The organism is Actinoplanes sp. NPDC051537, assembly GCF_055586105.1.
In genome coordinates this window covers 79,176-105,304 of the sequence record NZ_JBVJIU010000023.1, presented here as the reverse complement: position 1 = coordinate 105,304, position 26,129 = coordinate 79,176, and the positions used below count along the sequence as shown (strand labels likewise).

At 73.1% G+C, this 26,129-nt stretch carries 21 protein-coding genes; 7 read left to right on the top strand and 14 right to left on the bottom strand.

The features are described from left to right. The first annotated feature begins 88 nt into the window (after positions 1 to 88). Positions 89 to 1,315 carry a vanadium-dependent haloperoxidase gene (locus ACZ6TB_RS41660; protein WP_465565006.1) on the top strand — a complete coding sequence of 409 codons (1,227 nt, stop codon included), beginning with the start codon at positions 89 to 91 and terminating at the stop codon, positions 1,313 to 1,315. 6 nt (positions 1,316 to 1,321) lie between these two features. On the opposite strand, the gene ACZ6TB_RS41655 is transcribed toward ACZ6TB_RS41660, so the two are convergent. Next, on the bottom strand, positions 1,322 to 2,275 hold the full coding sequence (locus ACZ6TB_RS41655) for a zinc-binding dehydrogenase (protein ID WP_465565004.1): 954 nt from the start codon (positions 2,273 to 2,275) through the stop codon (positions 1,322 to 1,324). Positions 2,276 to 2,324: 49 nt separating this feature from the next. Between ACZ6TB_RS41655 and ACZ6TB_RS41650 the strand changes: the two genes are divergently transcribed. Beyond that, positions 2,325 to 2,993 carry a TetR/AcrR family transcriptional regulator gene (locus tag ACZ6TB_RS41650; protein ID WP_465565001.1) on the top strand — a complete coding sequence of 223 codons (669 nt, stop codon included), beginning with the start codon at positions 2,325 to 2,327 and terminating at the stop codon, positions 2,991 to 2,993. A gap of 222 nt (positions 2,994 to 3,215) precedes the next feature. Here ACZ6TB_RS41650 and ACZ6TB_RS41645 read toward each other — a convergent pair whose 3' ends face one another. The 10 genes from ACZ6TB_RS41645 to ACZ6TB_RS41600 all read right to left on the bottom strand — a co-directional run bounded on the left by ACZ6TB_RS41645 (position 3,216) and on the right by ACZ6TB_RS41600 (position 12,837). Then, positions 3,216 to 4,484, bottom strand: a complete 1,269-nt coding sequence (locus ACZ6TB_RS41645) for an MFS transporter (RefSeq protein ID WP_465564998.1) — start codon at positions 4,482 to 4,484, stop codon at positions 3,216 to 3,218. Positions 4,485 to 4,487: 3 nt separating this feature from the next. Next, positions 4,488 to 4,805 (bottom strand): helix-turn-helix domain-containing protein, encoded by a 318-nt coding sequence (locus ACZ6TB_RS41640; RefSeq protein WP_465564995.1) that lies wholly within the window; start codon positions 4,803 to 4,805, stop codon positions 4,488 to 4,490. Positions 4,806 to 5,286: 481 nt separating this feature from the next. Further along, positions 5,287 to 6,018 carry a cupredoxin domain-containing protein gene (locus ACZ6TB_RS41635; protein WP_465564993.1) on the bottom strand — a complete coding sequence of 244 codons (732 nt, stop codon included), beginning with the start codon at positions 6,016 to 6,018 and terminating at the stop codon, positions 5,287 to 5,289. A gap of 67 nt (positions 6,019 to 6,085) precedes the next feature. Next, on the bottom strand, positions 6,086 to 6,679 hold the full coding sequence (locus ACZ6TB_RS41630) for a sugar O-acetyltransferase (protein ID WP_465564990.1): 594 nt from the start codon (positions 6,677 to 6,679) through the stop codon (positions 6,086 to 6,088). A gap of 27 nt (positions 6,680 to 6,706) precedes the next feature. Further along, complete coding sequence (efeB, locus tag ACZ6TB_RS41625; protein ID WP_465564989.1) at positions 6,707 to 7,891, bottom strand: iron uptake transporter deferrochelatase/peroxidase subunit; 1,185 nt, start codon at positions 7,889 to 7,891, stop codon at positions 6,707 to 6,709. After that, entirely contained in the window at positions 7,888 to 9,018 is a 1,131-nt protein-coding gene (locus tag ACZ6TB_RS41620; RefSeq protein WP_465564987.1) for an imelysin family protein, read from the bottom strand. The genes efeB and ACZ6TB_RS41620 overlap by 4 nt, the downstream gene beginning before the upstream one ends. Then, positions 9,015 to 10,640, bottom strand: coding sequence for a phospholipase C (locus ACZ6TB_RS41615; RefSeq protein ID WP_465564983.1), 1,626 nt, complete (start codon positions 10,638 to 10,640; stop codon positions 9,015 to 9,017). Before ACZ6TB_RS41615 ends, ACZ6TB_RS41620 begins: the two co-directional genes overlap by 4 nt. A 79-nt stretch (positions 10,641 to 10,719) precedes the next feature. Further along, entirely contained in the window at positions 10,720 to 11,742 is a 1,023-nt protein-coding gene (locus ACZ6TB_RS41610) for a hypothetical protein (RefSeq protein WP_465564980.1), read from the bottom strand. Further along, positions 11,742 to 12,161 carry a PadR family transcriptional regulator gene (locus ACZ6TB_RS41605; protein ID WP_465564979.1) on the bottom strand — a complete coding sequence of 140 codons (420 nt, stop codon included), beginning with the start codon at positions 12,159 to 12,161 and terminating at the stop codon, positions 11,742 to 11,744. The genes ACZ6TB_RS41610 and ACZ6TB_RS41605 overlap by 1 nt, the downstream gene beginning before the upstream one ends. A gap of 37 nt (positions 12,162 to 12,198) precedes the next feature. After that, positions 12,199 to 12,837, bottom strand: a complete 639-nt coding sequence (locus ACZ6TB_RS41600) for a hypothetical protein (RefSeq protein WP_465564977.1) — start codon at positions 12,835 to 12,837, stop codon at positions 12,199 to 12,201. Positions 12,838 to 13,174: 337 nt separating this feature from the next. Between ACZ6TB_RS41600 and ACZ6TB_RS41595 the strand changes: the two genes are divergently transcribed. Next, the gene (locus ACZ6TB_RS41595) at positions 13,175 to 16,867 is read left to right on the top strand and encodes a S8 family peptidase (RefSeq protein ID WP_465564975.1); all 3,693 of its coding nucleotides are present in this window, start codon (positions 13,175 to 13,177) and stop codon (positions 16,865 to 16,867) included. A gap of 38 nt (positions 16,868 to 16,905) precedes the next feature. After that, positions 16,906 to 17,871 carry a helix-turn-helix domain-containing protein gene (locus tag ACZ6TB_RS41590; protein ID WP_465564973.1) on the top strand — a complete coding sequence of 322 codons (966 nt, stop codon included), beginning with the start codon at positions 16,906 to 16,908 and terminating at the stop codon, positions 17,869 to 17,871. 15 nt (positions 17,872 to 17,886) lie between these two features. Here the strand turns inward: ACZ6TB_RS41590 and ACZ6TB_RS41585 are convergent, their stop codons facing one another. After that, complete coding sequence (locus ACZ6TB_RS41585; protein ID WP_465564970.1) at positions 17,887 to 18,801, bottom strand: HAD family hydrolase; 915 nt, start codon at positions 18,799 to 18,801, stop codon at positions 17,887 to 17,889. Between the two features lie 116 nt (positions 18,802 to 18,917). Between ACZ6TB_RS41585 and ACZ6TB_RS41580 the strand changes: the two genes are divergently transcribed. Both ACZ6TB_RS41580 and ACZ6TB_RS41575 read left to right on the top strand, forming a co-directional pair. Beyond that, entirely contained in the window at positions 18,918 to 20,420 is a 1,503-nt protein-coding gene (locus tag ACZ6TB_RS41580) for an arylsulfatase (protein WP_465564968.1), read from the top strand. A 41-nt stretch (positions 20,421 to 20,461) separates the two neighbouring features. Continuing rightward, the gene (locus ACZ6TB_RS41575) at positions 20,462 to 21,337 is read left to right on the top strand and encodes a formylglycine-generating enzyme family protein (RefSeq protein ID WP_465565160.1); all 876 of its coding nucleotides are present in this window, start codon (positions 20,462 to 20,464) and stop codon (positions 21,335 to 21,337) included. Between the two features lie 9 nt (positions 21,338 to 21,346). On the opposite strand, the gene ACZ6TB_RS41570 is transcribed toward ACZ6TB_RS41575, so the two are convergent. Further along, entirely contained in the window at positions 21,347 to 22,936 is a 1,590-nt protein-coding gene (locus tag ACZ6TB_RS41570; RefSeq protein ID WP_465564965.1) for an MFS transporter, read from the bottom strand. Positions 22,937 to 23,023: 87 nt separating this feature from the next. Between ACZ6TB_RS41570 and ACZ6TB_RS41565 the strand changes: the two genes are divergently transcribed. Further along, positions 23,024 to 24,712 carry a SulP family inorganic anion transporter gene (locus ACZ6TB_RS41565; RefSeq protein WP_465564963.1) on the top strand — a complete coding sequence of 563 codons (1,689 nt, stop codon included), beginning with the start codon at positions 23,024 to 23,026 and terminating at the stop codon, positions 24,710 to 24,712. A 51-nt stretch (positions 24,713 to 24,763) separates the two neighbouring features. Here ACZ6TB_RS41565 and ACZ6TB_RS41560 read toward each other — a convergent pair whose 3' ends face one another. Next, positions 24,764 to 26,065, bottom strand: a complete 1,302-nt coding sequence (locus tag ACZ6TB_RS41560) for a neutral zinc metallopeptidase (RefSeq protein WP_465564960.1) — start codon at positions 26,063 to 26,065, stop codon at positions 24,764 to 24,766. Between the last annotated feature and the right edge of the window lie 64 nt (positions 26,066 to 26,129).

Here is a 26,129-nt window from a genome sequence, read left to right as displayed (position 1 = left end):
TCGCGCAGGTCGCCATCCACGGGCAAGAAATCGAGCCGATCCTCATTATCCTATTGAGCCCATGGGATATGAGGGTTAGCGTCACGGCATGCTCTCATCGAAGGCCATGACTCGCCGCGCCGTGCTGACGACCGCGGTCGGCGCGAGCGCCGCCGCCGTGCTGGCTCCGGCGCCGGCCGGCGCCACCGCGCCCCGGACCGACACGCTGCTCGCGTGGTACGACCTCACCGCCGCCGCCATCGGGGTCATCACCGGCCCCCAGCAGGTGACCAACAGCCGTACCTGGGCCATCGCCTGGATCGCCGCCTGGCGCGCCGTGTCCGCCGTCCGGCCCGGCGCCGACGCCGAGCTCGCGCTGGCCGCCGCCGTCCACGAGACGCTGATCGGCACCAACCCGGCCGCCGCGCCGGTGCTCGACGACGCGCTCGCCACCACGCTGGCCCGGCTGCGCGTCCGGCGCCCGGAGCGAGCCGTCGCCGCCGGGGCCGAGGCTGCCCGCGCGGTGCTCGCCGAGCGCGCCGGCGACGGGCTCGACCTGGCCTCGGTCAACCGTCCGTTCACACCGCCGGTGGCCGCGCCCGGCGTGTGGCAGCCGACGCCGCCCGCCTTCGCCACCGCGGTCCAGGCCGGGCAGGGCGACGGGCGGCCGTTCCTGGTGCGCGATGTCGAGCCGCTGCAGCCGGGGCCGCCGCCGGCGATCGGCAGCGCCGTGTTCCTCCGGGACCTTGCCGAGTCGCGCGCGGTCGGCGCGGTGGACAGCGCCGTGCGTACGCCCCGGCAGACCGCCGTGGCCCGGTTCTGGTCGCAGACCTCGCTCAACGGCTTCACCGGGGCCCTGCGCACCGCCGTCGCGGACCGGCGCCCGCTCGACCGGCGGATCGCGCTCATCGCCCTGTTCCACGCCGCGACGATCGACGCGCAGATCACCACCTACCGGGCGAAGTACCAGTATCTGTTCTGGCGTCCGGTCACCGCGATCCGCACCGGCCCGGTCGCACCCGACCCGGCGTGGACCCCGCTGATCGCCACCCCCGCGCATCCCGAATATCCGTCCGGGCACACCACCTACGCGGGCGCGGCACAGGCCGTGCTCGAGCGGCTCGCCGGGCCGCCGCCGGCCGCGTTCGCGCTGACCAGCGCCGCGGCGAGCGACGTGACGCTGACCTACCGGCAGTGGTCGGAGCTGACCCGGTACAACATCGACGCCCGAGTCGGGGAGGGCGTGCATTTCCGCCACACCGACGAGGTGGGCGCGGCCGTCGGACGGCGAGCCGCCCTGGCCGCGCTCGCGAGCTGGCGCGGGCGGCCGCTGTAGAGCCGGTCAGGGGGTGAGGACGATGCGCCCGAACACCTCGCCCGCGTCCATCCGGCGGTGCGCGGCGGCCGCGTCGCCGAGGGGCAGGACGTCGTGCACCACCGGGCGCAGCTCACCGCGGGCGGCGGCCGCGAACTGGGCGGCCCGGACCCGGTTGCGCTCGGCCACGGGCACCGTGTTGAGGCTGAACGTGGCGAACGTACGGGATCGCTGGAATGAGCGCATCAACGCCATGCCGAAGTCGGCCGGCGGGTGTCCGCCGACGACGCCGACCGCCACCAGGCGGCCGTTGTCGGCGAGCCGGTCGAGGAACGACGGGAGCGCCGGGCCGCCGATCACGTCGAGGACGACGTCGAACTCGGCCGGCGACCCCTCGCCGTTCCGGTCGAGTACTACGGTGGCCCCGAGTTCCCGGAGCCGCTTCCCGCGCTCGGCCGACGAGGTCGTCACCGCGACCGGGCCCGCGCCGCCGGCCGCGGCCAGCTGGACCGCCGTGATCCCGATGCTGCCGGCCGCCCCGCGGACCAGCACCGACTCGCCGGGCGCGAACCGGGCGTGGGCGAGGGCGAAGTGCGCCACCGGCCCGGCGCTGCCCAGCGCCACCGCGTCGACCGGCGCGAGGCCGTCCGGCAGCGGGGTCACGTCGTCGAGGCGGGCGACCGCGCGCTCGGCATAGGCGCCGCCGACGCCGGTGAACGCCCACACGCTCCGCCCGAGCCACGAGGCGCCGACCCCGTCGCCGACGGCGACCACGCGTCCGGCCACCTCGCTGCCCGGGACGATGCCGGCCCGGAAGCCGTAGCCGCCGAGCGTGCCGCGCCGGATGACGGCGTCGACGCCGCCCACCCCGATCGCCTCCGTCGCCACGAGCACCTGACCGGGCGCCGGATCGGGCGCGGGCGCGTCGACGACCGCCATGCCGTCCGGATCCCCGAACTCTCGAATGATCACTGCCTTCATGCCGCGACCGTAGCGGACGCCCCCGTCCACTTGGCTAAAGTGAGAGGCCATGGCCGATCAGTTGCCTCACCTGCTGCGCGCGGACGCCCGGGACAACCGCGACCGCGTCCTCGAGGCGGCGCGGGCATTGTTCGCCGAGCGTGGCCTGGACGTGCCGATGCGCGAGATCGCTCGCCGGGCACGGGTCGGTCCCGCGACGCTCTACCGGCGGTTCCCTACCAAGCAGGCGCTGGTCGACGAGGCGTTCCGCCAGGAGGTGACCGAGTGCGGCGCGATCGTGCGGGCCGGATGCGCCGACCCGGATCCGTGGCGCGGGCTGAGCGCGGTGATCCGCGGACTGACCGAGCTGAACGCGCAGAACCAGGGATTCGTCGACGCCTTCCTGTCGTCGTACCCCGGTGCCGCCGACTTCTCGGGGCACCGAGCGAGCATGCTGCGACTGCTCGCGGACCTGTGCCGGCGCGCGAAGAAGGCCGGCACGCTGCGCGCCGACTTCGTGCTCGACGACGTGATCCTCGTGCTGCTGGCCGGGCGCGCGCTGGCCGCCACTCCCCCGGACCGGCGGCTCGCGGCGGCGCGCCGCTTCGCGACGCTGACGCTCGACGCCTTCCGCGCCCGCCCCGAGGCACAGCCCGATGCGCGTATAGGTAAGCAGAGCTCCCGAACCCAGTCCGCACCCCAAGCCCCACCGCGAGGCCACAGCCCGACGCGCGTATAGGTAAGCAGAGCTCCCGAACCCAGTCCGCACCGCAAACCCCACCGCGAGGCCACAGCCCGACGCGCGTATAGGTAAGCAGAGCTCCCGAACCCAATCCGCACCGCAAACCCCACCGCGAGGCCACAACCCGACGCGCGTATAGGTAAGCAGAGCTCCCGAACCCAGTCCGCACCCCAAGCCCTACCGCGAGCCCGCACCGGAAGCCCGGCGGTGGGGCGCCCGCTATCGTGGCGTCGCGGTAGCGGGAATGTGGTCGTCGCCGGGCGTTTCGCTTCGCCCGAGCCGGGCCCGCAGCGGAACGGTGAGGAAAGCGGCCCCCGCCACCAGCGCCAGGACCAAAACCATCGCCCCGCGCAGGCCGTAGTGGTCGCCGAGGAAGCCGAGTGCGGGCGGCCCGACGAGGAAGGCGACATAGCCGGCCGACGCGACGATCGAGACGCGGGCCGTGGCGTTCGGGCCGGAGTCGCCCGCGACGGAGAGCGCGACCGGGAAGCCGAGGGCCGCGCCGGCTCCCCAGAGCAGGACGGCGGCGCCGGCCACGAGCGCGTTGTCGGCGAGCACGACCAGGGCGAGGCCGATGCCGCCGACGACGGCGCTGCCGCCGAGCACCGCGGGGCGGCTGAACCGGGCGAGCAGCGGTCCGCCGGCGAAGCGGCCGGTGGTCATGGCGACGTTGAAGGCTAGGTAGACGCCGGAGCTCACGGCGGCGCCGAGGCCGTGCCCGTCGACCATGATCAGCGGCAGCCAGTCGTTGGCCGAGCCCTCGGCGAGCGCGAGGGCGAGCACGATGCCGCCGATGAGCAGCAGCGTCGGGTCCCGCCAAAACGCCGGCGCCGGCGCCGGCGCCGGCGCGGCGGCTCCGGCGGCTCCGGCGGCTCCGGCGGCTCCGGCGGCTCCGGCGGACGGCGTACGGCGTGGCTGCTTCCCGACGCCCCAGGGCAGGCGCCGGACCGACCGGTATGCCACCGGCGCCGAAAGCACGCTCACCAGGGCCAGGTGCCAGACGACCGGAAGGCCGGCCAGGGTGAGCACCGTCCCGGTCGCGGCGCCGAGGACGGTGCCGAGGCTGTAGAAGCCGTGCAGGGTCGGCAGCACGATCCGGCCGGTGACCCGTTCGACGTCGGCGCCCTCGACGTTCATGGCGACCTCGCCGCCGCCGATCCCGAATCCGCACAGGAACAGGCCCGCGGCGACCAGGACGCTCTGCGAGAGGTACGCGCCGAGCCCGATCACCGGCATGCTGAGCAGCACCACGCAGATGCCGACGGTGATGACCGGCCGGGCGCCGAACCGGGAGACGAACGGCCCCGAGCCCAGGACGCCGAGCATCGAGCCGGCCGACAGGCCGAACAGCACGAGACCCATCTCGGCGGTCGACGCGCCGAGCATGTCCCGGACCTCGGGGGTGCGGGTGACCCAGGACGAGAGCAGGAGACCGGGGATGAAGAACAGCAGGAACAGCGCCGCCCGCCGGGCGGTGATCGGAGTCATCGGTCAGGCGCCGGCTTCCTGCTGGCGCTTGTAGTTCTCGTTCTGCCGGAGGGCCTCTTCGAGCTGGTCCTCGAGGATGATGATCCGGCAGGCGGCCTCGAGGGCGGTGCCCTGCTCGACCATCTCGCGGGCCCGCGCGGCGAGGCGCAGCTGGTAGCGCGAGTAGCGGCGGTGGCCGCCGGCCGACCGGAAGGGGCTGATCAACTTGGCTTCGTCGAGCCGGCGGAGAAAGTCCTGCGAGGCGCCGGTGATCTCCGCGGCGCGGCCCATCGTGTAGGCGGGGTAGTCGTCGTCCCCGAACATGTCGTCGGTTGGGGCCATACATCCTCTCCATGACGAGGGCCCCGGCGCGGAAGCGCCGGGGCCCAGGGTTTACGGGTTACAAACACCATCTACCGACAGGCTCGTCGGTTTGTCGTATCCGCACCGGCCGCCGTCGGCGGCGTCGGGTGCGAGGATCGCATAAGCGTGACCGGAGACCACCTCTCGTTCGATGGAAACTGCGGTGTCCGCCCCGGGCTCAACAACGTCCTGGTGGCGGGCGATCCAACGGTGTTCAGCCCTCCCTTTCCTCTGCTTCTCATTTTCGGTCGTGCTACTTCACATCTCGTGCTGCCCGCCGGTGCCGAAGCCCACGCAACTTCACGGCCTCAACACGTGCGGCGAGCCAACTGCCGGTCGCCGAGCGAGCCCGCGACATGGGTGCAGGCCCTGCGTAACGCTCGGTCGATCTGTCAGCGTCTTTCCGCGATCTCGTCTGTCAACACCAGGAACTCTAACCGAAGCCGGCAAGTAAATCTAGTTACTTGGACCCAGATTTTGTCGGCGTGTCGCCGAGCTTCGTCACCGTGACGGTCGCCTTCGCCTCGCCGTGCCGGGTGGTGGTGCACGTGTAGCGGCCCGGCTCGTCGAGGGCGAGCAGCTGCGTCTCGCCCTTCGCCAACGGCGAGTCGTCCTTGCCGCAGACCACGGTCTGGGCGGCGCCGGACCGGTTCGTCACGGCGAAGTTCTCGGTCGCGGCCACCGTGACCCTCGCCGGCACGAACGCGTAGCCGCCGGACGTGGCGACGATGGCCAACGTGTGCGCCGGCGCCCCGCACCCGCTGTCGCCGGCGACGGTCAGCCGCAGCACGGCGCCGGCGCTCTCCACCCGGAAGGCGCCCTCGTCCGGGAACTGGATGACCTGCCGCTCGCCGCGATCGACCACGCTGGTGACGATGCCCGCGTCGGGGCTCGACGAGAGTGTGCGGGCGGCGTCCGACCCGTTGGTGACGGCGAGCGCTGACCCGCGCTTGATCGTGAGGCGGGACGGGCTGAACGCGTACGACCGCCCGGTTTTTATGATCTTGACCTTGGTTGCCTTGGTGCATGTCGGGTCGATACCGGTAAGCGCCGGCTCGGGCTGAGGCCCGCTGGTGACGCCGGGCGCGGGCTGAGGCCCGCTGGTGACGCCGGGCGCGCAGGCCGCCAGGGCCATCACCACGACGCAACCGATCAACCAGGGACGGCCCATCTCCAGCGCTCGGCGCACCATGCTCCCCCATCGAGACTCGGATCGATTCGACGGGTAATACGCACCGGCGGCGCCACCGGATGACCGGTCATTTGCCGTACACGGACCGGATGACGCGCGCCGGGTTGCCCACCGCGACCACATCGGCGGGGATGTCCCTGGTCACGACGGCGCCCGCGCCGATCACCGAGTTGTCGCCGATGGTCACGCCGGGGCAGATCACCGCCATGCCGCCGATCCACACGTTGTCGCCGATCGTGATCGGCAGGGCCGCCTCCCACTTGGCCCGGCGCGGCTCCGGATCGATCGGATGGGTCGGCGTCAGCAGTTGCACGTTCGGCCCCATCAGCACGTCCTGGCCGATCCGGATCTCCGCCACGTCGAGGGCCGTCAGCCCGAAGTTGACGAACGTCCGGTCCCCGACGTGCAGATGACTGCCGTAGTCGACGTGCAGGGGCGGCCGGATGTCCACCTCGTCGCCGAGCGTGCCGAGCAACTGCCGCAGCAGCGCCCGCCGGCCGGCCGTGTCACGCGGGTCGCTGTCGTTGAACGCCTTGCTCAGCACCATCGCGTGCCGCATCTCGGCTTCCAGCTCCGGATCGGCGCCCCGATAGAGATCGCCGGCCAGCATGCGCTCCCGCATGGACCGCGCGTCACCGTCGACCGGCTCCACAGAAGTCATGCGTACGATCGTACGCATCGCCGGGCCTCAGCGTGCGGTCAAACCGCGCCCCAGGTGGTCGGCGGCGTCCCGGACCCCGGGCAGGATCAGGAAGTACCCGCCGCCGAACGGCTGGATGTAGTCGGTCAGCGGCTCGCCCTCCAGGCGCTTCTGGGTCGCCGCGAACTGCCGCCCGATGTCCTGCTGGTAGCAGCAGAACACCAGCCCCATGTCGAGGTTGCCGACCGCGTCGACACCCCGGTCGTAGTTGTACGGCCGCCGGTGCAGGCGGCTGCCGGCGGTGTCCGGCGTGCGCGGGTTGGCCCGTCGCATGTGCGCGGTCAGCGGGATCGCGGCGCCGACCGGGTCGGCCGCGTAGTCGGGCACGTCGTCCTCGTGGTCGCCGTCCAGCGGCGCGCCCGAGTCGCGGCGGCGGCCGAACATCTTCTCCTGCTCCGTGATCGACACCCGGTCCCAGAACTCGACCAGCATGCGAATCATGCGGATCACCTGGTACGACCCCCCGGCCGCCCAGGGCCGGCCGGTGGCGCCCGGGATCCACACCATCCGGTCCATCAGCCCCGCATCGGCGGTGTCGAGCTTGCTGATGCCGTCCTTGAAGCCCATCAGGTTGCGCGGGGTGCCCGCGGGCCGGGGCGGCGAGGCGAACCCGTCGATCTTCCAGCGGATCTGCATGCCGCCGCGGGTGTGCCGGGCGATGTCGCGCAGGGCGTGCAGCACGGTGTCCCGGTTGTCGGCGCACAGTTGCAGGCTCAGGTCGCCGTGGGTCTGTGCGTCGTCGAGCCGGTCGCCGGGGAACGCCGGCATGGTGGTGAGCTCGGCCGGCTTGCGCGCGGCCAAACCGTACCGGTCGTCGAACAGCGAGGCGCCCACGCCGACGGTGATCGTCAGGTGGTCGGCGGGCACGATCGGGCCGAGCACGCCGGAGTCGGCCGGGGGCGCGGTGATCCCGGGGTCGGGCGGGGCGCCGCCGGCGGTGAGGAAGCGGGCCCGATCGGTGATCACGCGGAACAGGTCGGTCAGCCCGGCCCGGTCGGCCGCGATCACATCAAAGGCGACATGGATCCCGTACGGCTGAAGCGCCGTGAGCACCCCGGCCTGGTGCTCGCCGTGGAAGTCGACGGCCGGGACGGCGCGGGACGGCCCGTTCAGCGCGGCGGCCAGGCCGGCGGCGCCGACACCGCGCAGGAACGTGCGCCGGTCGGCGGTCACCCCGTCCTCCGTACCTCGCCGATGACCGCGATCGGGGCCAGGTCCTCCAGCAGTTGGCCGAGCGCGCCGTCGAGCCGCTGCCGGTCGGCCCGGCCGAGCGCCGCGGGCGCGGTCCAGCGGCCGTGGCGGTTCTGCGCCCCGACCAGCCGGCGCAGCGCGTCGAGCTCGCCGATCGCCGTCGTCCAGCGGGGATAGCGGGGACGCAGCACGGGGGCGAGCGCGTCGAGCACCATGCGCGTGCCGTCCAGGTTGGCCGACATGATCGCGAGCCCGGCGCCGCCGCCCTGGTCGGCCGCCCCGGTGAGCTCGAACTGCAGCGTGTTCTCGAGGATCTCGTGGGCTCGCAGCGGCAGGTCGTTCGGGTCGGTGCGCTCGGCCGCGAACGTCGTGCGCAGCCCGGCGACGTCGGCGACCAGCCGGTCGGCGATCCCGGTCAGCGACGGCAGGGACGCGCCGTGCCACAGGCCGTGCTCGATCCGGCGCAGGCCGGTGAAGTCCGGATCGTGTGCGCCGGCCGGCAGCCCGTCGATGGCGTCCGCCGCGTCGCCGAACGTGTCGTACGCCGCCCCGAGCCGGCTGTAGGCCAGTTGCGCGGTCAGCCACGCCCGCTCGGCGGCCACCCGGTCGCCGTCGCCCAGCGCGGCCCGCAACCGGGCGACGCCGGTCGCGAGCGTGGCCAGCCCGGCCGCGACCCGGCCGCGGTAGACCCGGACGGGACCGGCCAGGTCGTTCTCCGAGACCGGGACGACGGCGGGCATGCCGTGCGCCGGGCCGTCGGTGATGGTGACCACCGGACCGGTCTCCGCGTCCGAGCCGTCGGGGTAACAGGTGAACGCGTACCGCCCGGGCGCGAGGGTGACCGGCATCGGCCGGGTCGCGTTCGGGGCGAGCGACTCGATCTCGGCGTAGACGCCGCGGGTGGCCGGGTCGACCAGGTCGACCTCCATGGTCACGATGCCGACGTTCTTGACCGCGATGCTCTGGTCACCGCCGTGCGGGCGGCTCCAGCCGGTGCCGCAGCCGCCGCGGGTGACGTGCACCGCGCCGTCCGGCGACGGCGGGGAGGCGCCGGTGCAGGCGGCCGTGACCAGCGCCGCGGCCGCCACCAGCACCGTCCCGGGCCTCACCCGCGAACCACTGCTCCGGACGCGGCGTCGAGGATCACCGGCCGGGTGTGCGCGCGGCCGCGCAGATCGAGCATCCCGCCGAGACCGCCGGCCCGGGCGTCGTACGAGAAGTCGCCGATCCGGCCGAGCCCCCAGTTGTCCTCGATGAACCGCAGCACCGAGGTCTGGTCGGTCAGCGTGTGGTCGACGTGGTTGACCCGGCTGTACGGGCTGATCACCAGCAGCGGCGTGCGGGGGCCGTAGCCGCACCGGTCGGCGTACCCGCCGGCGGCCGGCCGCGAGCGGCACCACGGCTGGTCGGTCGCGGGGTCGTCGGAGCCGTTGACCAGCGGCGGCATCACGTGGTCGTACCAGCCGTCGGAGTCGTCGTAGGCGATCACGACGGCGGTCGAGGCCCACTGCGGCGAGCGCTGGATCGCGTTGATCTCCCGGACCAGGAAGGCCTGCTCGTCCAGCGGGTCCGAATAGCCGGCGTGCCCGTCCTGGTACTGCGCGGCCTTCAGGTAGCTGACCGAAGGCAGGTTCCCCGAGGCCAGCGCGGCGTCGAAGTCGGCCAGGTCGTAGTTGTGGTTGGCCCGGTCGGTGTGCCCGATCGCCGCGACCGAGGTGGGCGGCAGGTGTTTCGGGTTGCTGGTCGACGCGTAGTACGAGAACGGGTTGTGGTGCGGGCTGTAGTCGACCACCGCGTTGCCGCCGATGTTGGTGTGCGTCGACCCGCACACCGCGTAGCCGCCGGCCGTCCCGGTCGGCCGGAAGCCGCCTTGGAACCAGCCCCACGAGACGCCGCGCGCGTTCATCAGGTCGCCGACGTTGCGGCCGGTGAACACGCCGAGCGCGGACGTCGCGGTGTGGTTGCTGTCGGAACAGTCGTCGTACGCCGGATCGGGGTCATTGATCATGGTGCCGACCCCGTGCGCGTCGGGGGCGGCCACGGCGTAGGTGTCGGTCACCGGCTCACCGGTTCGCGAGTCCACGGCGTGGATGCCGTGGGTGTTGCCGGAGATCAGGTTGATCGCGCCGGGCGAGGACGGCCCGTAGTTCGAGTCGTACGAGTTGTCGTTGAGCGCGAAGTGCTGCGCGTAGTTCCACATCGCGGTGACCGTGTTGCCGTCGTAGTAGTCCATCACCAGGCCCGGCCGGCCGTAGAGGATCGGCTGGCCGGTGCACGTGTCGTGGTTGGTGAACTCGACGAACTTGTCGACCCGGCCACCGTTGTACGCCTTCTGCTCATTGGCGTACGAGTGGTCCTGGTCGCAGGTCAGCGCCTGCTCGTGGCTGAGACGGCCGGGGTTGTACGCGTTGGGGTTGTGCGTCAGCAGCCGTGGGGACAGCCCGTTGACCCGCGGCGTGCCCCGGGCCGGGGTGAATCGCGTGCCGTCGGTGTTGGCCGCCCGCGGGTACGTGCCGAAGTAGTGATCGAACGAGATGTTCTCGTCGAAGATCACCACGACGTGCCGGATCGGCGATTTGGCGGCGGCCGGGGCCGGCGGCTGATGGGGCCGATCGTTCGCCGAGCGGCCGGTGGCCCAGGTCGGGGAGCTCGCCGCCAGTCCGAGGGTGAGCGCGGTGACGGCGCCGACGGCCGCGCGGCGACCGCTGATCGCGAACGGTTTGAGCCCCATGCCAGCCTCCTTGCCGCATGCACGTATCCAGAACGTTAGATGAACGGACGGTGAATGAGGCAAGGCTTAGTTGTGACGCTCAGCCCCGGCCGCGCGCCGCGAGCGGCCGCCGGGTGGCCACCGCGGCCAGGCTCAGCGCCGTCGCCGCCGCCGCGCCGAAGACCAGGACCAGCACGTACGGGTCGACGATCTCGATCCGGCTCTCGCTGACCCGGTGGCCGGGCAGGGCCGCCGGCGTGATCGCCGGAATGATGCTGTCCGGTCCCCAGTTCGCCAGTGCCACCACCGCGGCGAAGATCAGCACCAACGTGGCGGCCGTGGCGATCAGCCCGGCCAGCAGGCGTCCCGGCATCGTGCCGGACGGCACCGAGCCAGCCGGCACCGAGCCAGCCGGCACCGAGCTCGCCGCCACCGCCACGACGGCGGCCACCACGGTCAGGGCCAGCGCCCGGCCGACCGAGGTCGGGATCGGCGGGACGAGCATCACCAGGACCACCCAGGCCGACGTCGCGACCAGCGCGCTGCCGAAGCCAATGACCAGCACCCGCGCGGTCGCCGCCGATCGCCTCGCGGTCACCGTGGTCAGCCCGATCAGGATGCTCGCGGCGATCGTGGACAGCACCAGGAGGCCGATGCCGGCATCGGTGGCCTCAAGCGTGGCGGGATGGGCATGGGCGAGGGCGACCACCCCGATCGCGACGGCGACCAGGTAGCCCCCACCGCGCAGCACCCACGCGACGACGCCGCCGCCGGTCGGCCCGAGCATGCCGGCCCGGCGCGCCTCCCAGCTCACCACCGTCAGGACCAGCAGCACCGGGTACAGCACCCAGGCCAGCGGCGGGTAGTCGATGGTGGCGGCCCAGGCGAGCAGCGTCACCAGGACGCCGGCCGTCACGATCAGATGAATCGCCCCGCGCACGAGGTGGAACTGGACCGCGGCGGTCCGCAGGCAGCCCTGGGCGAAGCTGCGCCGCTCCGACCGGTCGTCGATCGCGGCCAGCTCCGCCTGCATCGCCCGGCCCCACTCGCGGCGCCCGGCCGGCATGATCAGCACCGCGGCGCTGAGCAGCCGGGCCGGCCGGTCCTGGTCGGTCGTGGTCATCACGCCTCCCCCAGCCGAGGACGGACGGCGGCACGACGCGGCGCCGACACGGGCGCCACCACGGCGGCCCGGTCCCCGGCGGCCCGGCCCTCAGCTGCTCGGCCCTCAGCGGCCCGGCCCTCGGCGGCCCGGCCCCCGGCCGCCCGCTCCTCGGCGGCCCGGCCCTCGGCGGCCCAGCGCACGCCGGCCTCGGTCAGCCGGTAGAGATGCCGCGGCGGCCGGCCCGGCGCCGGGTCGTCCTCCCACGCCGCCTCGAGCAGGCCGCGGTCGCGCAGCCGAATCAGGATCGGGTAGAGCGAGCCGGCCTTGAGCCCGACCTGCTGCCCGAGCTCATAGCCATACCGCCACGCGCCGCGATCCGCGGCCAGCGCGTCGACAATCTGCAGGGTCTGCGCCGAAGGGCGCCTCGGTCGAACCATGGCCGAAACTCTATATACATAGAGAACGAGCCGGACATCATCCGATCGGTTGCCCGCCAACGGAAATCGCGGGTGCGCGCAGCCGGTCTCGGACCGCCTGTGCGGTCAGCCCGGCCGCGGCCACCGCGCCGAGGAACAGCAGGCCGACGTAGGGGTCGATCGCCTCGGCCCGGTTCTGCTCGATCTGACCTTGGACGGTCAGCGGTCCCGGGCCGGCGTACGGCATCCAGGCGTCGGGCCCGTAGTGGTAGAGCACCGCGGCCGCGAAGAACAACGCCTGACAAGCCGCGACCGCGGCGAAGAGCCCGGCCCGGGCGCCGACCTCGACCGGCCGGTTCAGCCATCCGGCGCCGACCCCGGCCGCGGCGATCAGCAGGAAACCCAGCCACCAGGCGAGGGCCGGCCACACGAGCGGCACCGCGCCGGCGAACAGGGCGGCGGCGAGCAGCCCGAGACCCGTGCCGGTCAGCATCGCCCGAGGCGGAAGCCCGGCGTCGCGCCCGGAGACCGCCAGGAACGCCCCGAGGTACGCCGCCAGCACCACCACGGCCGCCGGGATGCCGCCGGCGTCCCGTTGCGCCACGGAGCTCCCGTCCACCAGGCCGGTCGCCACCACCACGACACCGACGCCGGCCAGCACGACGCCCACCGCGGCCACCGCCGCCACGATCAGCAACCGGTGGACCCCGGCGCCAGCGACTCCTCTCTCTCTCTTCGCCGTGGCTTCCGGCGGCACCGCCAGATGCTTCTCCGGGAGCCGGTGGATCTCACCCGCCAGGGATGAAATCCGGTCGCCGCCGGGCTGGTTCAGTGGGCTGATGTCCAAGCCGCCCGTGTGGCCGTTCTTCGCCGCCGTCGTCGTCGTGGTGGCGGTCGGCGCACTCCTGCTGATGTTCCTGCGGGCGCTGCTGGTGCTCGGTTCCTGACCGGGCCGCGGCGGGTCGCCGCCAAGGCATGTCCTCGCCAGGCCCGGAGCATTCCGGAACGGGGACACCGGCCGGTAGACCGTTGCCATGAATCTCGCCCAGCGTGCGGCCGGCGTCGTCGCCGTGCTCCTGCTCTCCGGCGCCGCCGTCCCGGCCCGGCCCGCGGCGGCCACGTCCGCCGCCCCGGTCACCCCCGCCGCCCGGGCCACCCCGGGCAGCGCCCACACCGTCACGCTGGTGACCGGCGACGTCGTGCGCGTGTCCGACGCCGGCGGCGGCAAGCACACCGTCGACGTCACCCGCCCGCACGGCGCTCGCGGCGGGGTCCGGGCCGAGACGATCGGCAAGGACCTCTACGTCCTGCCCGACGAGGCCCTGCCGTACCTGGCCGCCGACCGGGTCGACCGCCGGCTGTTCGACGTGACATCGCTGATCGAGCAGGGCTACGACGACGCGCACAGCGACGGCGTGCCGCTGATCCTGTCCTCGCCCGCCGCGGCCGCCCTGCCGGCCGTCCCGGCCGGGGCCAGCCCGGTCCGCGCGCTGCCGAGCATCCACGGCCGGGCCGTGCGGGTCGCCAAGGACCGCACCCGCCAGGCGTGGACCGCATTGGTCGGAAAACCCGCGAAGCCCGCCAAGGTGTGGCTCGACGCCCGCAAGCACGCCGACCTCGCGCAGAGCACGGCCCAGATCGGCGCCCCGGCCGCGTGGGCGGCCGGCATCGACGGCGCCGGGGTCAAGGTCGCCGTGCTCGACACCGGCGCCGACCTCGACCATCCCGACCTCGCGGGCCGGGTCAGCAAGGCGGTCAGCTTCGTGCCGGGCGAGACCGCCCGCGACGGCAACGGCCACGGCACGCACACGCTGTCCACCGTCGGCGGCAGCGGCAGCGCCTCGGGCGGCGCCGAGCGTGGCGTGGCGCCGGGCGCCGACCTGCTGGTCGGCAAGGTTCTCTCCGACGCCGGGTTCGGCGAGGACTCGTGGATCATCGCGGGCATGGAGTGGGCGGCCGGCCAGGGCGCCCGCGTGATCAGCATGAGCCTCGGCGGCTCGTCCCCGAGCGACGGCAGCGACCCGCTCAGTCAGGCCGTGAACCGGCTGACCGAGCAGACCGGCGCGCTGTTCGTCGTCGCGGCGGGGAACGCCGGCAACGAGGCCACCATCTCGGCGCCGGGCGCGGCGGACGCTGCGCTCACCGTCGCCGCGGTCGATTCCGATGATCAGCTGGCGTACTTCTCGTCGATGGGCCCCCGCATCGGCGACTACGCCCTGAAACCGGACATCGCCGCGCCCGGCGTCGACATCCTGGCCGCCAAGGCGGGCGGCAACCAGGACTCCGGCTGGTACGAGACCATGAGCGGCACGTCGATGGCGACGCCGCACGTGGCCGGGGCCGCCGCGCTGCTCGCCGAGCAGCACCCGCAGTGGAAGGCGGCCCAGCTCAAGGACGCGCTGATGAGCCGCTCCAAGGCGCTGTCCGCCACCGCCTACCAGACCGGCGCGGGCCGGGTCGACGTCGGCGCCGAGCTGCACGCGACGATCAGCGCGACCGGCTCGGCCTACCTCGGCTTCGACGCGTGGCCGCACGGGGACGGCACGACGGCCGAGAAGACGGTCACGTACGCCAACGACGGCGCGGCGCCGGTCACCCTCGATCTGCGGGAGACGGTGGCGGTGGCCGGCGGCCCGTACGACACCGACCCGCAGGCGGACGCCGGACAGCCCGCCCCCGACGGCATGTTCGGCCTCTCGGCCGCTTCGGTGACGGTGCCGGCGCACGGGACGGCGGCGGTCACCGCGACCGCCCGGCCCGACCTCGCCGCCGCTGGACGCCGGTACCTCGGCCAGATCGTCGCCACCGACCGGGCGACCGGCGCCGCGGTTCGCACCCAGGTCGGGCTCTACCGCGAGGACGAGCGGTACAACCTGCACCTCGACGTGAAGGACCGGGCCGGCGCGCCGGTGTCCGGATACGTCGAGATCCAGCAGGCCGGCGTCACCGACCCGGCGTACGTCTACGTCGAGGGCACCGCCGATCTGCGGTTGCGCGGCGGCACGTACAGCGTGGTGTCGTACGCCGACGTGGCCGGCAGCCACGGACCGGACTCCGAGGGCCTGGCCCTGCTCGGCGCGCCCGAGGTCGTGCTCGACCACAGCCAGTCGCTGGTGCTCGACGCCCGGCAGGCACGCGAGGTCACCGCCCAGGTGCCGCGCACCACCGAGGACCGCATGCTGTACCTCGACTGGTACCGCTCCTTCGGCGCCGACAGCGTGATCGCGAGCCAGTACATGCTGCCCGCCGTCTACGACACCATGTACGCGCTGCCGACCGCCCCGGTCAAGACCGGCGCCTTCGAGTTCGAGGCGCGCTGGCGCAAGGCGTACCCGCTGCTCACCGTGGCCGACCGCGGCCGGCAGCTGATGGCCCTGGGTCTCGCCGGATCCGCGCTCTTCGACGGGCACGCCGAGCTCGGCGCGGTCTACGCCGGCGCCGGAACACCGGACGACTACGCCACGATCCAGGCAACCGGGCGGGCCGTGCTCGTGACCCGGTCGGACGCGCTGACCGGCGCCCAGCGCGCCCAGAACGCGGCGGCGGCCGGGGCGAGGCTGCTGGTCGTGGTCAACGACGGGCCGGGCAAGCTCCCCGACTACGTGGGCACCGACGAGGGCGGCTACAGCGCCGTTCCGGTCGTGTCGGTGACCGCTCGCGAGGGCGCGACGCTGGTTCCGCGGGCGCGGCAAGGCCGGTTGCGCCTGACCGTGGCCGGGACGCCCGACTCGCCGTACGTCTACGACCTGGTCGACCCGCACCCCGGCCGGATCCCGCAAAATCTCGCGTACCGCCCGCGGCCGGCCGACCTGTCGACCGTCGACATGCGGTTCCACGGCATCGACGGGCACACCCGCTACCCGAGCGGCGAGTTCCGGTGGGACTACCGGCCGTACCGCACGTACGGCCTCGGCGCGATGCTGCGGGCCACGATGCCCGGCACCCGGGTCGACTACACGTCGGCCCAGCCCGGCACCGAGTGGGCCGAGAGCGCGGTGACCGGCCCCGGCCTGAACCTGGTGTCCAGCGCCGACGTGCACGCCCTGCGGCGCGGCGCCCGCACGGTCGACGACTGGTTCGGCCCGGTGGTCCGGCCGCGTGACGGCGGCGGTTTCTGGTCGTCCACCCGCGACGACCTCTCCATCGCGATCAACGTGCAGCCGTGGGCGGACGGCGGCGCGGGGCACGCCGGGTACATCCAGGACGGTGACACCAAGCAGATGAAGGTGTACGAGGACGGCAGGCTCGTGAGCACGTCCGAGTGGGCCTCGGCGTCGCTGTACCCGATCCCGGCCGGCCCGGCGACGTACACCCTGGATCTGGTCGCGAGCCGCGACCCGGCCGTCTTCCGCCTGTCGCCGCGCACGCACACCGTCTGGACCGTCAAGTCGCTGCCGGCGGCGCCGGGCAAGGTCGAGCTGATGCCCGTCCTCCAGCTGGACTACCGCGTCGGCGCCGACCTGGCCGGCGACGTGCCGGGCGGCCGGCAGTCGATCGGGCTGAGCGCCGTCCACCTGCCGGGCGCGGTCGGGGCCGGGCGGATCGCCGGGGCGACGCTCTCGGTCTCCTTCGACGACGGCGTCACCTGGCGCCCGGCGGCGGTGGCCGGTGGCACGGCGACCTTCACGGCGCCGCGGCACGGGTACGTGTCGCTGAAGGCGCGGGCCTGGGACAGCCGGGGCAACGCGGTCACGCAGGAGGTGATCCGGGCGTACGGCCTGCGATGAGGTTTGGCGGGCGCGGCCTCCGCTCGTACCCTCGGAGCATGCTCGCCGCCCTGGGCCTCGATCCCGCCGAGGAGCAGGCCTATCGCCTGCTCGTCGCGTGCGGCGTCGCCACCGTGGACGAGCTGCTCGGCGAGGCCGGCCTCACCCGGGCCGAGCTCATCGACTCGCTGGCCGGGCTGGTCGGGCGCGGCCTGGCCACCGCCCAGACGCCGGCGGCCGGGGACGAACCCGTGCGGTTCGCCCCGGCGCCGCCCGCGATCGCCCTGGCCGGCCTGCTGCGCAGCAGGCACGACGACCTGCGCGCGGCGGAGCTGGCCATCGCGGCGCTGGCCGAGACCTATCGGTCGGCGAGCGCCGGGCGGACGGCGGCCGACGTCATCGAGGTGATCACCGACGTCGGCGCGGTACGGCACCGGTTCGCCCAGCTCCAGGAGGCGGCCCGCGAGGAGGTGCTGTCCCTCGTGGTGCCGCATCTGTCGGTGGTGCCGCACCGGGAGAACGCCGCGGGCGAGGAGTGCCTGCGCCGCGGCGTCCGCTACCGGGCGATCATCGACCGCCGGGTGCTGGACGCCCCGGGCGTGGTCGACGACGTGGTCGCCAGCGCCGCCGCCGGGCAGGAGATCCGGGTGGTCGACCGGGTGCCGGTCAAGGCCGTCATCGTCGACCGCGAGGTGGCGATGCTGCCGCTGCGGCACAACCAGCACACCGCCGCCGCCTCGGTGCTCATCCACCCGAGCGGGCTGCTCGACGCGATGCTCGCCTTCTACGACGTGCTCTGGGAACGCGGCTATCCGCTGCTGCCCGGCACCGGCGCCGAGATCGACGAGGTCGACCAGCGCATCCTGGCGCTGCTGCTCAGCGGGCTGACCGACCAGGCCGTCGCCGGCAAGCTCGGGCTGTCGCTGCGCACGGTGCAGCGCCGCATCCATCAGCTCATGGCGCGCGCCGGCGTCGGCACCCGGGTGCAGCTCGGCTGGCACGCCGCCCGCAAAGGCTGGGCCTGATCAGAAACGGCCTGATCAGAAGACGGTCTCCCAATCGTCGCGGACGCTGACCACTGTCCAGCTCTGCCGCTCCGCCTCCTTCAGCGCCTCCTCGGAGCCGGCGACGTAGTCGAACTCCCGCTCGGCGTCGTCGTGCTTGACGAGCAGTCGCAGCGACGGCCGGCCGGCCCGCTGGGCGAAGTTGAGCATGGCGATGTCGCCGTTGGAGTTGCCCGCGGCGAGCAGCGGGCGGCGGCCGGTGCGGCTCCAGATCCGGATCGGCTTCTCCGGGCCGTCGTCCAGGTAGTCGGCCTCGGCCCGGTGGACGATCGTGCCGCCGCTCTCGTCGCTTCGATACTCGAGCGCCGCGGTGCTGCCGATCACTCGCTCGCGCGGGATGCCGTACGCCTCGTAGCTGATCGGCCGCATGAAGTCCCGGCCGCCGCCGGACGCGATGTAGCTGGTGAAGCCGTTGGCGGCGAGATGATCGAGCAGGCCGATCATCGGCGCGTAGGTGCAACGGAGATACTCGCGGCCGAGCGTCGGGTGCCGGACCTCGCGGAGGAACCGCTCGGACCGCACCTCGAAATCCTCGACAGTGATTCCCTCGTACGCCGCGAGAATGCCCGCCGCGAGGACCCGTACATTGCGATCGTCGCCGGCGTAATGCTCGTCCAGGACGGCGGCGAGCCAGCCGTAATCCCGCTCGTACGCGGCCCGCCACGGCTGGCGGTCGCGGAGAGCCGGGTCGGCCTCGGCCATCCCGGCCAGCCGGCGCAGGATGAAGTCCAGCTGGATCGGCATCGGCTTCTCGCACCACAGCGTCCCGTCGTTGTCGAAGACGGCCACCCGCTCCTCGACCGGCACCTCCGCCACCGCCCGCCGGACGAAATCCAGGATCGCGCTCCGGGCGTTCCCGTCCCGCCAGCCGGCCAGCTCGTCGTTCGTCATCCACCGACCATCGGCCATCCGGCCCGGCCGGTGCCTCACCCGCGCGGGATGAGGCGACCGGGTGGCGGCGCCGCTTGACTCGGCGGCAAGGACACGACGCGACGCGGAGGTCAGCGATGCCGACGGACCGGCCCAACATTCTGGTCATCTGGGGCGATGACATCGGAATCTCCAACCTGAGCTGCTACAGCGACGGGTTGATGGGGTACCGGACGCCGAACATCGACCGGATCGCGGCGGAGGGCGCCCGGTTCACCGACTACTACGGCGAGCAGAGCTGCACGGCCGGGCGGGCCGCCTTCATCTGCGGGCAGAACCCGATCCGTACCGGCCTCACCAAGGTGGGCATGCCCGGCGCGACCGTGGGCATCCAGGCCGAGGACCCGACGATCGCGACGGCGCTCAAGGCGCACGGCTACGCGACCGGCCAGTTCGGCAAGAACCACCTCGGCGACCGCGACGAGCATCTGCCGACCGTGCACGGCTTCGACGAGTTCTTCGGCAACCTCTACCACCTCAACGCCGAGGAGGAGCCCGAGCTCGAGGACTACCCGCTGCCCGAGGAGTTCCCCGAGTTCCGCAAGCGGTTCGGGCCGCGCGGCGTCATCCACTCCTGGGCGGGCAAGGACGGCACCCAGCGGATCGAGGACACCGGGCCGCTGACCAAGAAGCGGATGGAGACCGTGGACGACGAGTTCGTCGCCGCCGCCTCCGTCTTCATCCGCGACAAGGCAGCCGCCGAGCAGCCGTTCTTCGTGTGGTTCAACGCCACCCACATGCACCTCCGCACCCATGTCAAGCCGGAGAGCCGGGGGCAGGCCGGACGGTGGCAGTCCGACTACCACGACACGATGATCGACCACGACAAGCTCGTCGGTGAGCTGCTGGCGCTGCTCGACGAGCTGGGCATCGCCGACAACACGATCGTCACGTACTCGACCGACAACGGGCCGCACATGAACACCTGGCCGGACGGCGGGATGACCCCGTTCCGCGGCGAGAAGAACACGAACTGGGAAGGCGCCTACCGGGTGCCCTCGGTCGTGCGCTGGCCCGGGCGGATCGCCGCGGGCACCGTGTTCAACGACATCATGAGCCACAGCGACTGGTTCCCGACCCTGCTCGCCGCGGCCGGCGTACCCGACATCGCCGCGCAGCTCCGGGCCGGCGTCGACCTCGGCGGCACCCGGTTCCACGTCCACCTCGACGGCCACGACCAGCTCGCGTACCTGACCGGTGAGTCCCCGGTCAGCGCCCGCCAGCACTTCTTCTACGTGTCCGACGACGGCGACCTGACCGCCGTGCGGTACGGCAACTGGAAGATGGTCTTCCTGGAGCAGCGCGCCCCGGGCACCCTGCGGGTGTGGGCCGAGCCCTTCACCGAGCTGCGCGTGCCCAAGATATTCAACCTGCGCACCGACCCGTACGAACGGGCCGACATCACCTCGAACACGTACTACGACTGGCTCCTCGACCACGCGTGGCTCTGCGTGCCGATGCAGTCGTTCGTCTTCACCATGCTGCAGAGCCTCGGGGAGTTCCCCCGCCGCCAGGCGCCCGCCAGCTTCAGCCTCGAGCAGGTGCTGGCGAAGCTGCAGGCCGGGATGCCCAGCGCGTGAACGATGACGACCTGGTCCTGGTGCCCGGCGGCGCGTTCCGGATGGGCTCCGACGACCACTACCCCGAGGAGGCGCCGGCCCGGAAGGTCGAGGTCGGCGATCTCCGGGTGGGCCGGACCACGGTGACGAACGCCGCCTTTGCCGCGTTCGTCGCCGCCACCGGCCATCGGACGGTCGCCGAGCGGCCGCTGGACCCGGCCGTCTTCCCCGGCGCCCCGGCCGAGAACCTGGTGCCCGGCTCGATGGTGTTCGTCGGCACGCCGGGACCGGTCGACCTGCGTCACCTGAGCCAGTGGTGGGTGTGGGCGCCGGGCGCGTCCTGGCGCCATCCGGAGGGACCGGGCAGCGACCTCCACGGCCGCGCCGACCATCCGGTGGTGCACGTCGCCTACGAGGACGCCGAGGCCTACGCGTCCTGGGCCGGGCTCATGTTGCCCACCGAGGCGCAGTGGGAGCACGCGGCCCGGGGCGGCCTCGACGCGGCCACCTACACCTGGGGGAACGATCCGGAGACCGCGCGCCGGCGGCGGGCGAACTACTGGCACGGCGACTTCCCGTGGCGGGCCGAGAGCGGATACGGCCGCACCACGCCGGTCGGCACGTTCCCGCCCAACGGCTACGGCCTCGCGGACATGGCCGGCAACGTCTGGGAATGGACCCAGGACTGGTACACCGAGGACCGCTGGGCCGGCCTCTCGTCCTGCTGCCTGCCCCGCGACCCCCGCGGCGGGCGGTCCGAGGAGAGCTTCGACCCGGCGCAGCCCCAGGTGCGGATCCCCCGCAAGGTCATCAAGGGCGGCTCGTTCCTCTGCGCGGACTCCTACTGCATGCGCTACCGGCCGGCCGCCCGCCGGCCGCACATGGTCGACACCGGCATGAGCCACATCGGTTTCCGCTGCGTCGCGCCGCCGGACTGAGGGCGGGCGTCACGCCGCGGTGTCCTCGGCGTGGTACTCGGCGAGCAGCCGCTCCTCGGCTTCCTTCCGGGGGAAGAGGAAGAACACGATCAGCGCGCCGAGCAGGATCGCGCTGATCCCCGCGGTGTACGCCCAGTCCGCGCCGTCGAGGAACGACGACTTGGCCGCGGCGACGATCTGGCTGGAGTACTGCGGGTACTGCTGGGCGGCGTCCGCGGCGCTCGAGAACGACTTGGTGAGCTGGTTCTCCATGCTGGTGGAGATGTGCTGCCGATCCGGTGAGGCCGCGACGGTGGCGGCGAAGGCGGTGGCATACCCGGCCGAGAGCAGTGCCCCGAAGATCGACTGCAGGACCGCGCCGCCGAGGTCCCGCTGCAGGTCGGCGGTGCCCGACGCCATGCCCGCGCGCTGCACCGGCACCGAGCCGGTCAGCGAGTGCGAGGCCGGCGTGCCCGCGAAACCGACGCCGATCCCGATGAAGACGTAGGCGACCCCGATCTGCCAGTACGAGCTGCCGTCGTTCCACAGCAGCAGCATCCAGCCGAACGCGAGAAGCAGGAAGACGTAGCCGACGAGCAGGGTGAACCGGGCGCCCCGGGTCTCGATGAGCTTGGCCGACCGCGGGGCCACGAGGACCATGAAGACGACGGCGGGCAGGAAGGCGGCGCCCGCCTCCAGCGTCGAGTAGCCGAGCACGTTCTGCAGGTACTGCTGGCTGACGAACGCCGAGCCCATCAGCGAGCCGAACACGATGATCCCGGCGCAGGCCGCCACCCAGAACACCCGGCGCCCGGCGATGTGCAGGTCGTAGAGCGGGTTCCGGGCCCGGCGCTGGCGGATGACGAAGCCGGCCAGGGCGGCCAGCGCGATCGCGGCGGCGCCGATCGCGAGCGTCCCCTTGTTCGGCACCGGCGCGAAGTTGATCGCGACGATCGCCGACCCGACCAGGACGATCGACAGGATGCCGCCGAGGTTGTCGACCGGCTCCGAGGTCTCGTTGACGTGTCCCGGCACGGCGAAGTACGCGAGCAGCAGGGCCAGTACGGCGAGCGGCAGCGTGATCAGGAAGACCGATCCCCACCAGAAGTTCTGCAGCAGGGCGCCGGCGGCGAGCGGCCCGAGCGAGGCGACTCCCCCGCCGATCGACGACCACAGCGCGATCGATTTGGTCCGCCCCGGCCCCGACCACAACGCCGTGATCAGGGCCAGGGTCGTCGGGTAGGCCATGCCGGCCGACACGCCGCCGAGCACCCGCGCCGCGAACAGCACCCCGTCCGAGGGCGCGTAGGCGGCCAGCAGGCAGGCGGGGATCGAGAGCAGCATGCCGAGCAGAAGCATCAGCTTGCGCCCGTAGCGGTCGCCGACCGCGCCGAGGTAGAGCACGGAGGCGGCGAGGCCGAGCGAGTAGCCGACCGCGATCAGGTCCAGCGTGGTCTGCGAGGAGTCGAAGGCCCGGCCGATCGAGGGCAGGGCGACGTTGGCGACCGACAGGTTCAGGTTCGCGACGGCCGCGACCGTGATCAGCGAGAAGAGCACCAGGCCGGCCCGGGCCGGGGCGGCGACTGCCGGCCGGCCGGTGACATCGGTGTTCGCGGGCATGGCGCTCAATCTTGCGTAAATCCCGGCGGCCCGTCTCCTCCCGAGCGGATGATGCCGGGCGCGCGGCGCCACGCCGACAATGACGGCGTGGCGATCGCCGGGCGGCCCAGGCGCTGGTTGCGGCGGGTGGCGCCGGCACGGGACACCATCCGCAAGGATCTGGTGGCCGGGTTGCCGGGAGCGATCAGCGGCGTCCCCGACGGCATGGCGGCGAGCGTGCTGGCCGGCGTGAACCCGGTCTACGGGCTGTACGCCAGCATCTTCGGCCCGATCGGCGGCGGGCTCACGGCGAGCACCCGGCTGATGGTCATCACCACGACCAGCGCCGCCGCCGTCGCCGCCGGCTCGGCGCTGGCCGACGTGCCGGCCGCGGACCGCCCGCGCGCGCTGTTCCTGCTGACCCTGATGGCCGGGGCGCTGATGGTCGTGGCCGGCCTGGCCCGGCTCGGCCGCTACATCCGGTTCGTGCCGCACTCGGTCATGATCGGGTTTCTGTCCGGGGTGGCGGTCAACATCGTCCTGGGCCAGCTCCCGGATCTCGCTGGGGCCACCGCGAGCGGCCCGTTCGCCCTGGCCAAGGCGTGGGACCTGGTGCTGCACCTGGGCCGGGTGAACGTCGGCGCCCTGCTGGCCGGGCTGTTCGCCCTCGGGGTGCTGGCGGCGCTGCGCCCCACCCGGTTCGCCGCGTACTCGACACTGGTCGCGCTGATCGTGCCCAGCGTGGTCGTCGCCGTCGTTCACGCCGACTCGATACCGGTGGCCGGGGACGCCGGCGGCATCCCGAGCGGCCTGCCGGCGCCGAGCCTGCCGCACCTCGCGGACTTCTCGTTCAGCCTCCTCGCCGGGGCGTTCGCGGTCGCCGCCGTGATCCTGGTGCAGGGCGCCGGGGTGAGCGAGTCGGCGCCCAATCCGGACAAGACCCGATCGGACCCGAACCGCGACTTCCTCGCGCAGGGAGTGGGCAACTTGCTCGCGGGGCTGTTCCGCGGCCAGCCGGTCGGCGGCTCGGTCGGCCGCACCGCGTTGAACGTCGCCTCCGGCGCGGCCGACCGCTGGGCCGCGATCTTCTCCGGCCTGTGGATGGCGGTGCTGCTCCTGCTCTTCTCCGGCCTGGTCGGCGCCGTGGTGATGTCGACCCTGGCCGCGGTGCTGATCATGGCGGCGATCGGCGCGTTCCGGGCCGCCGACGTGCGGGCGATCCTGCGTACCGGCGCCATCTCGCGGGTCGCGGTGTTCGTGACCTTCCTGGCCACGCTGTTCCTGCCGGTCGCGGCCGCGGTCGGGATCGGGGTGGCCCTGTCGCTGCTCATGCAGCTCAACCGCGAGGCGGCGGACCTGCGGGTGGTACGGCTGACGCCGCGCGGCGACGGCGCCTTCGTCGAGCATCCGGCGCCGCCGCGGCTGGCGTCCCGCGAGGTTGTGCTGCTGGACGTGTACGGAAGCCTGTTCTACGCCGGCGCCCGCACCCTGCAGGCCCGGTTGCCCGAGCCCGGCCCGGCCGAGCGGCCGGTCGTGGTGCTGCGGCTGCGGGGCCGGGCCATGCTCGGCTCGACCGCCTTCGCCGTCCTGTCCGACTACGCGGAACGGCTGGCCGACGCGGGCGGGCGGCTCTACCTGACCGGCGTCGACCCGGCGGTGCTGCGCCAGCTCCACCGCAACCGGACGGTCGAGCGGGTGGACGGCGTCCGGGTCTTCGAGGCGACCGACGTGGTCGGCGAGTCGAGCCTCGAGGGTTACCACGCGGCCCAGCGATGGCTGGCGAGCGAGCTCACGTGAGACCCGGCCGCACCTCGCGGCGGCGGGCATGTGATCACGACCGGAGCACCCTCACTTGCAGGCGGACAGCCCGTTCAGCACCCCGTTGCGGTAGGAGGCGATGCGCTCGAACCCGGTCGCCCCGGATCCGGCGGTGGCCCGGCCGAGGGCGAGCAGCGCGGCGACGGCCTCGTCGAGGTCGCCGGGCGACAGCTTCTTCTCGTGCAGCAGGTTGTTCGTCCAGGAGCCGTTGAGGCAGTCGACGGCGAGCTGGCCGGCGCTGCCGTCGGTCGACTGGCCCCGGCGGTGCTGGGCGGCCCGCGCGAACAGGTCGCCGAGCAGCAGCCCGACCGCGTTGTCGCCGAATTCGTCGTACAGCGCCCGCAGCTTTTGATCGTCGTACGCGATGAAGTCGCCCTCCGGGCAGTAGAAGGCGGCCCCGCCGGCGATGGCGTCGGGATTCGCGCACGCCGGCGCCGAGGCCGGGTCGTACGGCTGCACCGTCAGTGGTTTCCACGTCTGGCCGGTGAGCTGCGAATACGCCTTGGCCCAGTACGCCTCGGCGTCCTTGACGATGGTGTCGACCGCCTCGTCGTAGGGCAGGTTGCCGCCGGTCGCGGCGTCCGCGTCCTGGGTGAACGGCACCTCGGTGATCGGGAGGTTGTCGGTGCTGTAGCCGGCGCACTTGGTGGCCCCGTTCTCCACGCCGTCCTGCAGGGCCCGGATCCGGTCGAAGGCGTTGCCGTGGGCCCCCGGGTTCGCCGCCGACGTGCCCGGTTGATCCCGCAGCTGCAGCATGCCGGCGAGCGCGTCGTCGATCTGCGCCGGCGTGATGCCCTTGAACGAGCCGGAATGGCCGGCCATCGCGTCGGCGAGCCAGGACCCGGCGAAGCAGTCCGCCTGCTGCTCGAGGACCACCGTGGGCTGATCCGTCGTCCCCAGCCGATGCTGGACGGCGTGCCCGTACTCGTGGGCCATGACCAGCGCCACCAGCAACTGGCCGAACTGCGTCTGCAGCTGCGGGATCAGCTTCTCGGCGTCCCAGGCGATGAAGTCGCCGTCCGGGCAGTAGAACGCGTTGGGCTGGTAGACACCCTCCTCGCCACCGCAGGCCGGCGGCGGCGTGCTCTGCGTGTAGGGGTGGAAGCCGCCCTGCAGCGGCTGGAACGGCTTCCCGTCGGCGATCGTGGGATAGGTGGTGGTCCAGTACCGTTCGACGTCGCTCAGCGCGCGGTCGACGACCTGAGCCGGCGGAAGGGACGCCGCCGGGCTGGTCGCCCCCGACGGCGATGCGTTCCCGCCGCCGCATGCGGTCAGGCCGGCGAGCACGACTGCTCCGCCGGCCAGCACGCTCTTCGCCCGGTGCCCGATCATCAGGTCTGCCCTCCACGGTCGACGACGTTTCAGCGTCGCAGCCCCGCACCCTGGTTCTCTTCAT